Below are 14,555 nucleotides of genomic sequence, written 5' to 3' on the forward strand. Positions count from 1 at the left end.
GCCCCTGATCGAGCGCGCGGTTCACGCTTTCTGCGACGTCCCCGTCAGATCGAGTCGCATCAGCACCCGAGGGAACCCGTCGAGCACGGATCCCGTGTCCGCCGCCTTCTCGAACCCGGCCTTCTCGAACAGCCGGCGCGTACCGACGTACGCCATCGTCAGGTTCACCTTCTCGCCCTCGTTGTCGACGGGATACGCCTCCACCGCCGGGGCGCCCCGCTCCCTCGCGTACGCCACGGCGCCGTCGACGAGCGCGTGGGAGATGCCCTGCTTGCGATGACCCGGCCGCACGCGGATGCACCACAGCGACCACACGTCGAGGTCGTCGACGTGCGGGATCAGCCTGTTCCTGGCGAAGCTCGTCTCCCGGCGCGGATGCAGCGCCGCCCACCCGACGGGTTCGCCCTCGAGGTACGCGATGACCCCGGGTGGCGGATCCTCACGGCAGAGCTCTCGCACCCGATCGGCCCTGGCGGGTCCGCGCAGCGCCTGGTTCTCCCTGCTCCCGATGCGATAGCTGAGACAGAAGCACACGTTCGACGTCGGCTTCTTCGGGCCGACGAGCGCGGCCACGTCGGCGAACTCGGTCGCCGGTCTCACCTCGATGGCGGTCATGCGCTCAGTCTCGCGCACACCGCCGACGGCGACCAGTGCGTCAGTCGCCGCGGAGGACGTCGAGCGCGTGCACGAAGTCGGCGGGGTACGGCGACTCGAACTGCACCCACTCACGGGTCGCGGGGTGCGCGAAGCCGAGCTGGTGCGCGTGCAGCCACTGCCGCGTGAGGCCGAGGCGGGCGGACAGCGTCGGATCGGCTCCGTAGAGCGGGTCTCCCACGCACGGATGCCGGTGAGCCGCCATGTGCACGCGGATCTGGTGGGTGCGTCCCGTCTCGAGATGGATCTCCAGCAGAGCGGCACCCGGGAACGCCTCGAGCGTCTCGTAGTGCGTCACCGACGGTTTCCCGTCCGGCACCACGGCGAACTTCCAGGAGTGATTCGGATGACGACCGATCGGGGCGTCGATCGTGCCGGACAGCGGATCCGGATGCCCCTGCACGACCGCGTGGTAGATCTTCTCGACCGTGCGCTCCTTGAAGGCGCGCTTGAGCGCGGTGTACGCGCTCTCGGTCTTGGCGACGACCATGAGGCCGCTCGTCCCGACGTCGAGTCGGTGCACGACCCCCTGCCGCTCGGGAGCCCCGCTGGTCGCGATGCGGAAACCCGCGGCGGCGAGGGCGCCGACGACCGTCGGGCCGTCCCAGCCGAGCGACGGGTGCGCCGCGACGCCGGTGGGCTTGTCCACGACCACGATCTCGTCGTCGTCGTAGACGATGCCGAGCTCGGGAACCGCGATCGGGATGATCCGCGGCTCCTCCTTGGGCTGCCACTCGACCTCGAGCCACGCGCCGCCGCGCAGACGGTCGGACTTGTCGAGGACAGCGCCGTCGAGGCGCACGCCGCCGGCAGCGATGACATCCGCCGCGAAGGTCCGCGAGAAACCGAGCATCTTCGCGAGGGCCGCGTCGACGCGGCTGCCGTCGAGCCCGTCGGGAACGGGCAGGGAACGCGATTCCACCGTCAGCGTCCGTCCTCGGCGGACGAGCCCGCTGCGGCATCCGATCCGCCGTGCTCCTCGGCGACCGCGGCCGCCTCGGCGTCCTCGTCGGTCTCGACGGGCGCGTGATCGCGCTCGCGGGTGCCGTCGAAGCGAAGCCCGAAGACGACGAGGAGGGCGACCGAGATCATGCCGGTCACGATGAAGATGTCCGCGACGTTGAAGATCGCCGGCATCATCCAGGGCATGGAGATCATGTCGACGACATGGCCCATCGGGAAACCGGGATCGCGGAGGAGTCGATCGGTCAGGTTGCCGAGCACGCCGCCCAGGAGGCACCCGAGCACCACGGCCCACAGACGGGACCGCAGACCGAACGCCTTCCAGATGATGACGCCCGCGACGACCGCCAGCGCGATCGTGAAGATCCAGGTGACGTCGGACCCGAGCGAGAAGGCCGCGCCGGGGTTGCGCACGTAGTACAGCTGGAGGAACTCTCCGAGAACCGGCACCGGCTCCTGCAGGGGCAGGTTCTCGATCGTGAGGTGCTTCGCAAACTGATCGGCGGCCAGTACGACCGCTGCGAGAACCGCAACGAGCGCACCGGCCGCCGACCGACGAAGAGGACGGCGTCCTGGCAAGAGGACGACCTACAGTCCGATCGCGGAGACCGGGGTCGAGTCCGTCGACGCCGACTTCTCGTCGAGGTCGCGGAGCTGACCCTCGATGTAGCCGCGCAGCTGCGAGCGGTAGTCGCGCTCGAAGTTGCGGAGCTCGGTGATGCGGGCCTCGAGCGTGTTGCGCTCGCGCTCCAGACGGGCCGACTCCTCGCGCTGCTTGGCCTCGGCCTCGGTGCGGATGCGGTTGACCTCGCCCTCGGCGTCGGCGATGAGCTGGGCGCGCTTGGCCTCACCCTCGGCGACGTGCTCGTCGTGCAGGCGCTGCGCGAGCTCGATGATGCCTGCGGTCGCGGTGGCGGAGCCCGACGGGGCCGGCTCTGCCGGAGCGGCGGCCGGCGTCGCTTCGGCCGGAGCGGCGGGCGTCTCGGCGGCCGGAGCCGCGGCGGGGGTCGCACCAGACTCGAACGCGGCCAGCTTGGCCTTGAGCTCGACGTTCTCCTCGAGGGCCTTGCGCCACTCGATGACGATCTCGTCGAGGAAGTCGTCGACCTCGTCCGGGTCGAAGCCGTCCTTGAAGCGGACGTGCTGGAACTGCTTGGTGACGACGTCATCCGGGGTAAGTGCCATGGGTGGCTCCTTCGATGAGTTCGGTTGCCAGTTTCGAGAATGGCGTGGTCGTGATGTGGCGCGAACCCGGGGCGCGCACCTGGGAGCCAAGCATAGCCCCCGAGCCTGAGCGTCGCGATGCCGCGACACTCGCGTGCGGCCGAAGTCGCACCGGGGTCAGATGAAGATCCGGACGATGTTCATGAGGATCAGGACGATCAGGACGGTGATCGAGAATCCGAAGTCCAGGGACAGCGAGCCGATGCGCAGCGGCGGGATGATGCGCCGGAAGAACCGGACCGGCGGATCGGTGATCGTGTACACGACCTCGGCCGCGACGAGGCCTGCGCCCTTCGGACGCCACTCCCGGTTGAACATCGGGATGTAGTCGAGGATGAGACGCGCGAACAGGACCAGCAGGTACAGCAGGAGCAGCAGGTGGACGATGCTCGCGAGGACCGAGACGAACCCCACGGGTTACGACTGGTCGAAGCTCGCGGACTCGGCGTCCGCGTGCGCGATTCCCCCGTGACCGGACACCGCGATGTTCTCCGGCGAGAGCAGGAAGACCTTCGAGGTGACGCGCTCGATGCGGCCGTACAGCCCGAGGGAGAGACCGCTCGCGAAGTCGATCAGACGGCGAGCGTCGGCGTCGCTCATCTGGGAGAGGTTGATGATGACCGGCACGCCTTCGCGGAAGCTCTCGGCGATGAGCTGGGCATCGCGGTACTGCTTCGGGTGCACGGTGAGGATCTCGTTCACTGCCCCTCCTGCGGGCTGACGCACCGCGACGGGACGACGCAGCGGGGTGACCGGAGCCGGGACCGGCTCTTCGCGGTCGCGGTCACGGTCGTGGCGGGCGCGGGCCGGGGCCTGCGTCTCCTCCTCGTAGACCTCTTCCTCGTCGGCGAGGCCGAGATACACCATGGTCTTCTTCAGCGGGTTACCCATCGTGTCCTCCGGTTCGAACGTCTCGGGCTGGTCTGATTAGAGGTTAACCCCGCTCGGGGCGGGGTCCTGTGATTGCGGAGCCGATCCGCAGGTGTGTCGCGCCCGCGGCGATGGCCTCGACGAAGTCGCCGGTCATGCCGGCGGAGATCCAGTGCGCGGTCGGCTCGACCGTGCGGATGTCGTCCGCCACCGCGCGCAGGCGTGCGAATGCCGACGCGGGCTCCTCGTCCAGGGGTGCGACCGCCATGACGCCGCGGAGGGCGAGGCTCGGCAGCTCGAGGATGTGATCGGAGAGGGCGCGCGCCTCGTCGGGGCCGACGCCTCCGCGCCCCTGATCCTGCGTCAGGTTGACCTGCACGAGGACGTCCAGGACGTCGTCGCCGTCCGCCGCGCGGTGCAGGGCGTCCGCCAGGCGAGGGCGGTCGACGGAATGGACGACGTCGGCGCTGCGACGGATCGCCGCCGCCTTGTTCGTCTGCGCCTGCCCGATGAAGTGCCAGCGGAGGTCGAGGTCCGCCAGCTCGTCGGCCTTGGCGCCGAGCTCCTGCTGGCGGTTCTCCCCCACCTCCCGCACGCCCAGCGTCCGCAGATCGCGGACGAGGGACGCGGGATGGAACTTCGTCACCACGATCCGGGTGATCTCCCCCGGATCGCGGCCGGCCAGGCGCGCGGCGTCGACGATGCGCTCATCGATCGCCGACAGCCGCGACGCCAGGTCGGTCACTTCAGGAATTCGGGGATGTCGATGTCGTCGTCGGCGAACGCCGGCTCGATGCTGGTCGTGGTGACGCGCTGCGGCTGCGGCTCCGCCTCGACCTTCTCGGGCTTCTGCGCGCTGTCGTCGTCGCGGGGCAGCTCCACCTCGGGCAGCGTGCTCGCGGCCGCGGGGCGGGTGACGACCATCGGGTCCAGACGCAGCGACGGCTCGCCGCCGTCGAAGCCCGCCGCGATCACGGTCACGCGCACCTCGTCGCCGAGCGTGTCGTCGATGACGGTACCGAAGATGATGTTCGCCTCGGGGTGCGCGGCCTCCTTGACGAGGTCGGCGGCGTCGTGGATCTCGAAGATGCCGAGGTTGGATCCACCCTGGATCGACAGCAGCACGCCGTGTGCGCCCTCGATGCTCGCCTCGAGCAGCGGCGACTCGACCGCGAGCTCGGCGGCCTTGATCGCGCGATCGGCACCCCGTGCCGATCCGATGCCCATGAGGGCGGAACCCGCTCCCTGCATGACCGACTTGACGTCGGCGAAGTCGAGGTTGATGAGACCCGGCGTGGTGATGAGGTCGGTGATGCCCTGCACACCGGCGAGGAGCACCTGGTCTGCGGTCGCGAACGCCTCGATCATCGAGATGCCGCGATCGCTGATCTCGAGCAGACGGTCGTTGGGGACGACGATGAGGGTGTCGACCTCTTCCTTCAGCTTCGCGACGCCCGCCTCGGCCTGGCTCTGGCGACGACGTCCCTCGAAGGAGAACGGCTTCGTGACGACGCCGATGGTGAGTGCGCCGATCGACTTGGCGATGCGGGCGACGACGGGTGCGCCGCCGGTTCCGGTTCCACCGCCCTCGCCGGCGGTGACGAAGACCATGTCGGCCCCGGTCAGCGCCTGCTCGATCTCCTCCGCGTGGTCCTCCGCGGCGCGACGGCCCACTTCGGGGTCCGCTCCGGCGCCGAGGCCGCGCGTGAGCTCGCGCCCCACGTCGAGCTTGACGTCGGCGTCGCTCATGAGGAGCGCCTGCGCGTCGGTGTTCACCGCGATGAACTCGACTCCGCGGAGACCGAGATCGATCATGCGGTTGACGGCGTTGACGCCGCCACCGCCGACGCCGACGACCTTGATCACGGCGAGGTAGTTCTGGTTCTGGCTCATGGCCGGCCTCCGAATAATCGAGCCTGTTGTCTGGAAGGGATTCCGTGAGGGTGAACCTTAAACCTCAACTAGAGGTGTAAAGTATTTCCCGGTATTGGTTTCTCTTGTTCGAAGGTAAGCGTCGCGCCTGCGCGCGCTCGCAACCGCACGGGCGTGTCGCCCGTTTGGCGGGCGAACCTAACCGACGACCGCGACTTCAGGCGAGGTCACGTCGATCGTCGAGGCGTCCGGCCGCGCGACGAGGGTCTTGGCGAGAGTCGCGCTCTTCAGCGGCGAGTCGTCGGAGCTCCCCCACACGACCGTCAGTCCGGTGCTCAGCGTGAGCGTCACGTCGTCGGCGGTCGTCGCGGTCACGCCGGTGAGCGCGGCGCGCACGTCGGCCGGGAGCGAGCGCACCACGAGCCCTGCGCTCTCGAAGGCGGCGGAGTCGATGCCGCCGTCGATGTCGAGGAGAGGCTGTCCGGCGGGCTGGTCGCTGGTGGTCGCGAGAGCGACTCCTGCCGCGTCGACGAGCGTGTAGCCGGCGTCCGACCGGAGGACGCCGATCGGCGTGCGCTCGACGATCCGCACCGTCAGGTCGTGCGGCGGCTTCGCCTCGAGCGCATAGGTCTCGATGAGCGGGAAGGCGAGCAGCGCCGCCTTGACCTCGCTCGAGTCGACCAGGGCCAGCGGTGTTCCGACCTGGTCGGAGAGCGCCGACTCGACGGCGGAGGCGTCGAGCGTCGTCGCGCCCACGACCGTGATCCGCTCGACGGCGAACAACGGGCTGTATGCGGCCGCGACGCTGCCGCCGATGATCACGACGGCGACGCCGAGAGCCCCGAGCATGACCATCCTGCGGCGACGCGATCGCTGCGTGAACCGCCTGATCTCGGCGCGCAGCGCCTTCCGCCTGGCCCGGGCCGCGCGCCAGACGTCGCGCGTCGAGGTCGGGTGCTCGCCGTCGTCCGCCGCGGGCGCGGGGTTGCCGTCGAGCGGTCGGCCCTCGACGCGATCGCGGGGACCGGGATCCGCACCCGCACCTCGATCGCGACGGGGCGCCGTACGGCCTGCGGACCCGGTGTCGCGCTCCGCGACACCGGGTGGCGGCGTGGGCGGCGGGGGCGGGCGGCGCATCGGCTACTCCCCGGTGGTCCGCAGCGACTCGAGCACCTGCGGGATGAGCTGGTACACGTTTCCGCAGCCGAGCGTGATCACGAAGTCGCCCTCGTGCGCCACGGACGCGGTGTAGTCGGCGGCCTGCTGCCAGTCGGCGACGAAGTGCACATGCGACGGATCCTGGAAGGCGCTGCTCACCAGCTCCCCGGTGACTCCGGGGACCGGGTCCTCACGTGCACCGTAGACGTCGAGCATGACCGTGTGATCGGCGTAGGTCTCGAGGACGTCCGCGAACTCCTGGTACATGTGCTGCGTGCGCGAATAGGTGTGCGGCTGCTGGATCGCGATGATCCGCCCGGCGCCGGCGATCGAGCGCATGGCCTCGAGCGCCGCGCGCACCTCGGTGGGGTGGTGCGAGTAGTCGTCGTAGACCGTCACTCCCCGCTCGACGCCGTGCTGCTCCAGACGGCGCACGGTGCCCGCGAACCCCTCGACCGCCCGCACGGACTCGTCGAGACGGAACCCGAGCGAGAGCAGCACCGCCACGGCGCCGGCGGCGTTGACGGCGTTGTGCACGCCGGGAACCGCGAGCTGGAGGTGCGCGCTCTCGCCGCGGTGGGTGATCGTCGCCGACACGGGGCCGGCCGCCACGATCCCGGTGAGGCGCACATCGGCATCCTCGGCCTGTCCGAACGTGACCACGTTCGGGTGCGAGAGACCTGCACCGACCCGGAGCGCCCCGCTGTCGTCGCTCGAGATGACGACGGCCTCGGACGCGGCGTCGGCGAACCGCACGAAGGCGTCGTGGAACGCCTCGTCCGAGCCGTAGTGGTCGAGGTGGTCGGGGTCGACGTTCGTGATGAGCGCGACGGCGGTGTCGTACAGCAGGAAGGTGCCGTCCGACTCATCGGCCTCGATGACGAACAGGTCGCTCGATCCGGTGGCGCTGGAGACGCCGAGCTGCTCGATGACGCCGCCGTTGACGAAGTGCGGGTCGGCGCCGAGCGCCTGGAGCGCCGTGACGATCATGCCTGTGGAGGTGGTCTTGCCGTGGGCGCCCGCCACGGACACCAGCCGCCGCGAGCCGATCAGCCAGTGCAGGGCCTGCGAGCGATGGATCACGTGCAGGCCGCGCTCCTTCGCGAGCAGGAACTCCGGGTTCTCCGGCCAGATCGCGCCGGTGTGGACGACGGTGTCCGCGTCGCCGAGGTGGGCGGCGTCGTGGCCGACATGCACCGTCGCTCCTGCCGCGGCGAGGGCGCGGAGGTTGTCGCTGTCCGCCCGGTCGCTGCCGGACACACGGATCCCGGCATCCAGGAACATCTTGGCGAGTCCGCTCATGCCGGAGCCGCCGATCCCGATGAAGTGCGCGGAGGAGATCGTGTCGGGGATCGGGAGGGAGAGGTCAGGTCTGATCATGTCTGGTCCAGTCTAGTTTTCCGTGGCGACGGTGCGGGCTCCACGCCGCGCCCGCGTCGGGCGTCAAGAGCCGGCGACGGCCCGGTCGATGAGCGCGATGACGTTCTCGGTGCCGGTACGCGTGCCCACCCGTCCCGCCGCGGCGGCCATGGCGGCGAGCCGGGGGCGGTCGCCGAGGAGAGGGCGCACGATCCGTCGCACGGCGTCGCCGTCGAAGGTCGCGTCGTCGAGGAGCTGCGCGGCCCCTGCGGCGACGGCGGATGCCGCGTTGAGCCGCTGCTCGCCGTTGCCGACCGAGTACGGCACATACAGGGCCGGGATCCCGAGCGCGCTGACCTCGCTGACGGTGGCCGCGCCCGACCGGCAGACGACGAGGTCGGCGAGCGCGAACGCGAGGTCCATCCGATCGACGTACCGCCGGAGTGCATAGCCCGGCACCTCGGGGTCGACCAGCTCGCTCCGCTCTCCCGTGACGTGCAGCAGCTGCCAGCCGGCCGCCAGGACATCCGCCCACGAATCCGCGAACGCCTCGTTGAGCCGTTGAGCTCCGAGCGAACCGCCGAACACGAGCAGGACGGGACGGGAGGCATCGAGTCCGAAGTGCTCCGCGGCCTCGGCACGCGTCGCGTCCCGATCGAGGGAGATCACCTCGGCCCGCAGGGGCATTCCCACGACCTCGGCACGGCGGAGCGGGGTGCCCTCGAAGGCCACGCCGACCGAGGCGGCTCGGCGCGCGCCGAGGACGTTGGCGAGCCCGGGCCGGGCGTTCGCCTCGTGCACGACGAAGGGGACGCCCTCGCGACGGGCGGCCATGTAGGCGGGGGCGGATGCGTAGCCGCCGAAGCCGACGACCACGTCTACGCCGTGCTCGCGGATGTGGGCGCGCACCTGGGCGATCGCCCGCTGGAGACGCTGCGGGAAGCCGAGCGCCTGACGGTTCGGCCGCCGCGGGAACGGCACCTTGTCGACGATGAGCAGCTCGTAGCCCCGCTCCGGCACGAGTCGGGACTCGAGACCCTCTGCCGTGCCGAGGACGAGCACGGACGCGGACGCGTCGCGGTCGCGGAGCGCATCCGCCACGGCGAGCAGGGGGTTCACATGACCGGCGGTTCCCCCGCCGGCGAGAAGGTACGTGGTCACCGTGTGACCCTACCCCGCCCTGCCGCGGGCCGACGTCCAGCCTCCGTCGCCCGCACGGCGACGCGCTCCTCGCCGACCGGGAGCGTGCGCGCGAACGACAGCAGCACGCCGCATGCGATCAGCACGGCCAGCAGCGCCGTGCCGCCCTGGGACATGAACGGGAGCGGCACGCCCATGACCGGGAACACGCCGATGACGACGCCGATGTTCAGCACGGCCTGGCCCGTGATCCAGACCGTCAGCCCTCCCGCGGCGACGCGGATGAACGGGTCGTTCGTCTTGCGGATGACGTGGAACGCGCCGACCGTGAAGAGCGTGAAGAGGGCGAGCACCACGACGCACCCGATGAGACCGAGCTCCTCGCCGACGATCGCGAAGATGAAGTCGTTGCCGGCGGCGGGCAGCCAGCCGTACTTCTCCTGCGAGTTGCCGAGACCCACCCCGAAGATGCCGCCGGACGCCATCCCCCAGATGCCGTGGATCGACTGGTAGCAGTCGCCGGTGTACGCCGACATGTCGTCGCACGTGGCGGTGATGCGCCGCATCCGGTCGGTGCTGGAGAGCGCGTACGCGAGCACCGCCGCGACCCCGAGGATCACCGGGATGATGAAGAGTCTCAGCTTGACGCCGGAGAAGAACAGGCAGCCCAGCAGGATGAGCACCAGGACCATCGAGGTGCCGAGGTCGTTCCCGGCGATGACCGTGCCGATGGCGAGGAGCGCGACGGGGATCACGGGGATGAAGACGTGGTGCCAGGTGCCCAGCATGGCCTGCTTGCGCAGGAGGACGAAGGCGATCCAGATGGCCAGGGCGATCTTCATGAACTCGGACGGCTGCAGCGTGAACGAGCCGATCCCGATCCAGTTGCGGTTTCCGCCGTCCTCGATGCCGAGAGGGGTGAACACGACCATCTGCAGCGCGACCGCGAAGAACAGCGCCGGCCACGCCATGCGCTTGAAGAACGCCATCGGGAGCCGCGAGATGAGGAACATGAGCGGCACGCCCAGGATCGCGAAGACACCCTGGCGGAGCGCTCCGTCCATCGGGTTCTCTCCGCGGGAGACGGCCGTCGCGCTGGTCGCCGACAGGACCATCACCAGACCGAAGATCGTCAGCAGCAGCGCTGCCGACGCGATCATCAGGAACTCCGTCGAGACCGGGGTGAAGCGCCGGCCGAGCGACACCCGTGCCGCGAGACCGCCCGACGCCGTGCGACCCGACTCAGAGCGAGGGGGGCGTGCGACCTGCGTCATCGGTGCTCCCCCGGTCTATCCAGTCCCGCACCGCCTCGGCGAAGCGGTGGCCCCGATCCGCATAGCTGGAGAACTGGTCGAAGGATGCCGCGGCGGGGGCCAGCAGGACTGTGCCCTCTCCATCGACGATCCCGGCCGCGATCTCCACGACGCGGTTCATGACCTGTCCAGTCTCGCCAGCATCCACCTCGAACACCGGCACCGACGGCGCGTGTCGCTCGAATGCCGCCACGACGGAGGCGCGCTCCACGCCGATCACGACCGCCGCCCGGGCGGTGACACCCGCCGTGGCCACGAGATCGGCGATGTCGACGCCCTTGAGGTCTCCGCCGACGATCCACACGGCCCCGGGATACGCACGCAGCGAGGATGCCGCGGCATGCGGGTTCGTGGCCTTCGAATCGTCGATCCAGGTCACGCCCTCGTGATGCGCGACGACCTCGATGCGGTGCGCGTCGAGCCTGAACTCCTGCAGAGCGGCGTGGATGCGCTCGGGCTCCACCCCGAACGACCGCGCGAGGGCGCTGGCCGCGAGGACGTTCTGCACCATGTGGGGAGCCGCGAGGCCGGCGACCGCGAGATCCGCGACCGTCGTGAGCTCCAGCGCGCTGCGGGCCCTGTCGTCGAGGAAGGCGCGGTCGACGAGGAGCCCGTCGACGACTCCCAGGTCGCTCGGGCCCGGTGTGCCCAGGTCGAAGCCGATCGCCCTGGCGCCCTCGACCACCTCGGCCTCCTCGACCATCTCCCTGGTCGCCTCGTCCGACTTGTTGTAGACGCAGGCGACGCGGGTGTTGCGGTAGACGATGGCCTTGGCGTCGCGGTAGGCCCTGGCGCTGCCGTGCCAGACGAGGTGGTCGTCGGCGAGGTTGAGGCATACGGACGCGTACGGGAAGATCTCGCCCTCGGCGCGCGACTGGCCGAGGTACCAGAGCTGGTGACTGGAGAGCTCGACGACGAGGACGTCGAAGCCCGCGGGATCGCGCACGGCGTCGAGGACGGGGATGCCGATGTTCCCGCAGGGAGCCGCCCGGAGGCCGCCGGCGACGAGCAGCGACGCCGTCATCTGCGTGGTCGTGGTCTTGCCGTTCGTGCCCGTGATCAGCACCCACTCGGCAGGAGAGCCGTCGGGACGCGTGACCTTGTCGCGCACGCGCCACGCGAGCTCGACGTCTCCCCAGATCGCGATGCCCGATTCCCGGGCCCAGCGGATCACCGGGTGCGACGGCGGGAACCCGGGCGAGGCGACGATCACCTCGGGGGCGAACCCGCTCAGCGCGTCGGGGACCTCGGCGAGCGGACCGAGCTCGAGCCGGGCTCCGATCACCGGCAGCAGGCGTGCGTACTCCTCTTCGGCCGCCTCGCTGAGCACGAGGACCTCGGCACCGAGCTCGGTGAGGGTGTCGGCGACCGAGAAGCCCGTCATCGAGAGGCCGAGGACGGCGACTCGGAGACCCGACCAGTCCGCGTGCCAGCTGGTGAGGGTCGCGAGGCGGGACTCAGTCGACACGCGTCAGCCACTCCACGTAGAAGAGACCGACCGCGGACACCGCGAGCAGACCCGCGATGATCCACATCCGGACCACGATGGTCACCTCCGACCATCCGCGCATCTCGAGGTGATGGTGGAACGGGCTCATCAGGAACAGGCGCTTGCCGCGGGTGATCTTGAAGTACGCGCGCTGCAGGATCACCGAGCCCGAGGCGAGGACGAAGACGCCGGCGATGATGAACAGCATCAGCTCCGTGCGGGTGAGGATCGCCATGGCGGTGACGACGCCGCCGATCGCCATCGAGCCGACGTCTCCCATGAACACCTTCGCCTTGGGGGCGTTCCACCACAGGAATCCGATGAGGCTCGCCGCGAAGGATGCCGCGATGATCGCGAGGCTGAACGGGTCTCGCACCTCATAGCATCCGCCGATGGCCGCCTTCTCGACGCCCTCTCCGACGCAGGACTGCTTGAACTGCCAGAAGGCGATGAGGCTGTACGCCCCGACGACGATGACACCGGCGCCCGCAGCGAGCCCGTCGAGCCCGTCAGTCAGGTTGACGCTGTTCGACGTCGCGACGCCGATGACCGAGATCCAGAGCAGGTAGAGCGCCCAGCCGACGATCGCGGTGAAGGCGAAGAGGTTCAGCCACGGGATGTCGCGGAACAGCGAGATCGAGCCGGATGCCGGAGTCTGGTCGAACCGGTTCGGGAAGTTCAGCGCGACGATCCCGAACGGGATCATGACGAGCAGCTGGCCGATGATCTTGCGCCAGCCGGAGAGGCCGAGGCTGCGCTGACTGCGGACCTTCATGTAGTCGTCGATGAATCCGACGATCCCGAACCCGACCATGAGCCAGATCACCAGGAGCGCCGAGAGCGCAGGAGTCCCGCCGCCGACGTAGACGCCGGTGAAGTAGCCGACCATCGTGCCGACGATGAAGATCACACCGCCCATCGTCGGGGTGCCGCGCTTCGCCTCGTGGTTCGGGTTCTCGATCGCCTCGGGGGTGCGGATGACCTGCCCCCAGCCCCACTTCCGGAAGAGCCGGAGGAAGACGGGGGTCAGGAACAGGGTGAAGGCGAGCGAGATCGCGGCCGCCATGATGAGTGACCTCACGAGAACAATTCTCCCAGACGATCGCCGAGATGCCGCAGGCCCACGGAATTGGACGACTTCACGAGCACGCGGTCGCCGTCGCGCAGCTCGGTGCGCAGGTACTCGAAGGCGGAGTCCTGGTCGGCGAAGAAGATCGCCTCGCTGTCCCACGATCCCTCGCCGATCGCCGAGATGTAGAGCCGACGCGCCTCCTGACCCACGACGACGATGCGCTGGATGTTCAGACGCACCGCGAGCAGGCCGATGCGGTCGTGCTCATCGCCGGCCGTCTCCCCCAGCTCGCTCATCGCGCCGAGGACCGCCACCGTGCGCTCGCCGGGGCCTGTGATCTGCGCGAGGGTCCGCAGCGCCGCGGCCATCGAGTCAGGGCTGGCGTTGTAGGCGTCGTTGATGATCCGCACCCGATCGCTGCCCATCGGCTGCATCCGCCACCGCTCCGCGATCTCGACCGTCTCGAGCCGGGCGATCGCATCGGACGCCGGAACGCCCAGCACGCCCGCGGCGGCGATCGCGGCCAGCGCGTTGTTCACATGGTGCGCGCCGAGGACGCGCAGCGCGAGTCGACGCTTCTCGCCTCCGGCGACGATGTCCACCGACGTCCCGGATGCCGTGACCTCGATGCCTTCGGCACGCACGTCGGCGTGCGGTCCCTGGCCGAATCCGACGACCCGCATACCGCGCGAGCGGGCGAGGTCGCCCATCGCCGCCACGCGGGGGTCGTCGAGGTTGAGGACGGCCGTGCCGGACGACGAGGCCGCGGTCACGAGCTCCGACTTCGCCTTCGCCGTCGCCTCGATGCCGCCGAACCCGCCGGCATGCGCCATGCCCACCATGAGCACCACCGCGATGTCCGGCTCGACCAGGCCGGCGAGGCGCGCGATGCTGCCGGGCGCATCGGCTCCGAACTCGCTGACGAGGAACCGGGTGTCGTAGGTGACGCGCAGCATCGTCACGGGCGCGCCGACCTCGTTGTTGTACGACTTGATCGGCGCGACGGTCTCGCCCTCGTCGGAGAGGATGCGCGCGAGGAAGTTCTTGGTCGTCGTCTTGCCGTTGGAGCCGGTGATCCCGACGATCCGGAGGTCCCCCGCCGCTCGCACGCGCGCGACGACCTCGCGGGCGAGGTCGGCCAGAGCCACCACGACGTCGTCGACGACGATCTGGGTGATCTCGTCGTCGACGGGGTGCTCGACGACGGCCAGAGCAGCGCCGGCCGCGAGAGCCGCGCCCACGAAGCGATGGCCGTCGGTCTCGGCGCCCGGCTTCGCGACGAAGATCGAACCGGGAGCCATCGTGCGCGAGTCGGTGTCGACGACGCCGTCGACGACGGTGTCCGCCGTGGCGGTTCCGGCGAGCCTCAGCTCACCCCCGAGGACGGCGGCGATCTCAGCAAGCGACAGGGCGATCATGACGTCTCCAGGCGCGACAGGGC

At 69.9% G+C, this 14,555-nt stretch carries 15 protein-coding genes; all 15 read right to left on the reverse strand.

Going from position 1 to position 14,555, the window contains the following annotated elements; genetic code table 11:
* Positions 1 to 21 precede the first annotated feature (21 nt).
* Positions 22 to 615, reverse strand: coding sequence for a GNAT family N-acetyltransferase (locus A4X16_RS11185; protein WP_067120522.1), 594 nt, complete (start codon positions 613 to 615; stop codon positions 22 to 24).
* 40 nt (positions 616 to 655) lie between these two features.
* Entirely contained in the window at positions 656 to 1,576 is a 921-nt protein-coding gene (locus tag A4X16_RS11190; protein ID WP_067120524.1) for an RluA family pseudouridine synthase, read from the reverse strand.
* A gap of 2 nt (positions 1,577 to 1,578) precedes the next feature.
* Entirely contained in the window at positions 1,579 to 2,196 is a 618-nt protein-coding gene (gene lspA, locus A4X16_RS11195; RefSeq protein ID WP_082914422.1) for a signal peptidase II, read from the reverse strand.
* Between the two features lie 9 nt (positions 2,197 to 2,205).
* Positions 2,206 to 2,802 (reverse strand): DivIVA domain-containing protein, encoded by a 597-nt coding sequence (locus tag A4X16_RS11200; RefSeq protein WP_067120526.1) that lies wholly within the window; start codon positions 2,800 to 2,802, stop codon positions 2,206 to 2,208.
* Between the two features lie 156 nt (positions 2,803 to 2,958).
* Positions 2,959 to 3,255, reverse strand: coding sequence for a YggT family protein (locus A4X16_RS11205; protein ID WP_067120528.1), 297 nt, complete (start codon positions 3,253 to 3,255; stop codon positions 2,959 to 2,961).
* Between the two features lie 3 nt (positions 3,256 to 3,258).
* Positions 3,259 to 3,732 (reverse strand): cell division protein SepF, encoded by a 474-nt coding sequence (locus A4X16_RS11210; RefSeq protein WP_067120530.1) that lies wholly within the window; start codon positions 3,730 to 3,732, stop codon positions 3,259 to 3,261.
* A gap of 43 nt (positions 3,733 to 3,775) precedes the next feature.
* Positions 3,776 to 4,456 carry a YggS family pyridoxal phosphate-dependent enzyme gene (locus tag A4X16_RS11215; protein WP_067120532.1) on the reverse strand — a complete coding sequence of 227 codons (681 nt, stop codon included), beginning with the start codon at positions 4,454 to 4,456 and terminating at the stop codon, positions 3,776 to 3,778.
* On the reverse strand, positions 4,453 to 5,604 hold the full coding sequence (gene ftsZ, locus A4X16_RS11220; RefSeq protein ID WP_067120534.1) for a cell division protein FtsZ: 1,152 nt from the start codon (positions 5,602 to 5,604) through the stop codon (positions 4,453 to 4,455). Before ftsZ ends, A4X16_RS11215 begins: the two co-directional genes overlap by 4 nt.
* Positions 5,605 to 5,781: 177 nt before the next feature.
* Entirely contained in the window at positions 5,782 to 6,720 is a 939-nt protein-coding gene (locus A4X16_RS11225) for an FtsQ-type POTRA domain-containing protein (protein WP_067120536.1), read from the reverse strand.
* 3 nt (positions 6,721 to 6,723) lie between these two features.
* The gene (gene murC, locus A4X16_RS11230) at positions 6,724 to 8,121 is read right to left on the reverse strand and encodes a UDP-N-acetylmuramate--L-alanine ligase (RefSeq protein WP_067120538.1); all 1,398 of its coding nucleotides are present in this window, start codon (positions 8,119 to 8,121) and stop codon (positions 6,724 to 6,726) included.
* 63 nt (positions 8,122 to 8,184) lie between these two features.
* On the reverse strand, positions 8,185 to 9,261 hold the full coding sequence (locus A4X16_RS11235) for a UDP-N-acetylglucosamine--N-acetylmuramyl-(pentapeptide) pyrophosphoryl-undecaprenol N-acetylglucosamine transferase (RefSeq protein WP_067120540.1): 1,077 nt from the start codon (positions 9,259 to 9,261) through the stop codon (positions 8,185 to 8,187).
* Positions 9,258 to 10,514, reverse strand: coding sequence for a putative lipid II flippase FtsW (gene ftsW, locus A4X16_RS11240; RefSeq protein ID WP_082914423.1), 1,257 nt, complete (start codon positions 10,512 to 10,514; stop codon positions 9,258 to 9,260). The genes A4X16_RS11235 and ftsW overlap by 4 nt, the downstream gene beginning before the upstream one ends.
* Entirely contained in the window at positions 10,483 to 12,021 is a 1,539-nt protein-coding gene (murD, locus tag A4X16_RS11245) for a UDP-N-acetylmuramoyl-L-alanine--D-glutamate ligase (protein ID WP_067120542.1), read from the reverse strand. The genes ftsW and murD overlap by 32 nt, the downstream gene beginning before the upstream one ends.
* On the reverse strand, positions 12,011 to 13,123 hold the full coding sequence (gene mraY / locus A4X16_RS11250; RefSeq protein ID WP_067120545.1) for a phospho-N-acetylmuramoyl-pentapeptide-transferase: 1,113 nt from the start codon (positions 13,121 to 13,123) through the stop codon (positions 12,011 to 12,013). The genes murD and mraY overlap by 11 nt, the downstream gene beginning before the upstream one ends.
* On the reverse strand, positions 13,120 to 14,532 hold the full coding sequence (locus A4X16_RS11255) for a UDP-N-acetylmuramoyl-tripeptide--D-alanyl-D-alanine ligase (protein WP_067120547.1): 1,413 nt from the start codon (positions 14,530 to 14,532) through the stop codon (positions 13,120 to 13,122). The genes mraY and A4X16_RS11255 overlap by 4 nt, the downstream gene beginning before the upstream one ends.
* Positions 14,533 to 14,555 lie beyond the last annotated feature (23 nt).

Origin of the sequence: Microbacterium sp. H83 (genome assembly GCF_001650405.1) — a bacterium.
GTDB lineage: Bacteria > Actinomycetota > Actinomycetes > Actinomycetales > Microbacteriaceae > Microbacterium.

What these genes read in the sequence shown, in the direction of transcription:
- A4X16_RS11185 (WP_067120522.1), bottom strand. Translation starts at nt 615, where the DNA reads ATGACCGCCATCGAGGTGAGACCGGCGACCGAGTTCGCCGACGTGGCC.
- A4X16_RS11200 (WP_067120526.1), bottom strand. Translation starts at nt 2,802, where the DNA reads ATGGCACTTACCCCGGATGACGTCGTCACCAAGCAGTTCCAGCACGTC.
- A4X16_RS11210 (WP_067120530.1), bottom strand. Translation starts at nt 3,732, where the DNA reads ATGGGTAACCCGCTGAAGAAGACCATGGTGTATCTCGGCCTCGCCGAC.
- ftsZ (WP_067120534.1), bottom strand. Translation starts at nt 5,604, where the DNA reads ATGAGCCAGAACCAGAACTACCTCGCCGTGATCAAGGTCGTCGGCGTC.
- A4X16_RS11225 (WP_067120536.1), bottom strand. Translation starts at nt 6,720, where the DNA reads ATGCGCCGCCCGCCCCCGCCGCCCACGCCGCCACCCGGTGTCGCGGAG.
- murC (WP_067120538.1), bottom strand. Translation starts at nt 8,121, where the DNA reads ATGATCAGACCTGACCTCTCCCTCCCGATCCCCGACACGATCTCCTCC.
- ftsW (WP_082914423.1), bottom strand. Translation starts at nt 10,514, where the DNA reads ATGACGCAGGTCGCACGCCCCCCTCGCTCTGAGTCGGGTCGCACGGCG.
- A4X16_RS11255 (WP_067120547.1), bottom strand. Translation starts at nt 14,532, where the DNA reads ATGATCGCCCTGTCGCTTGCTGAGATCGCCGCCGTCCTCGGGGGTGAG.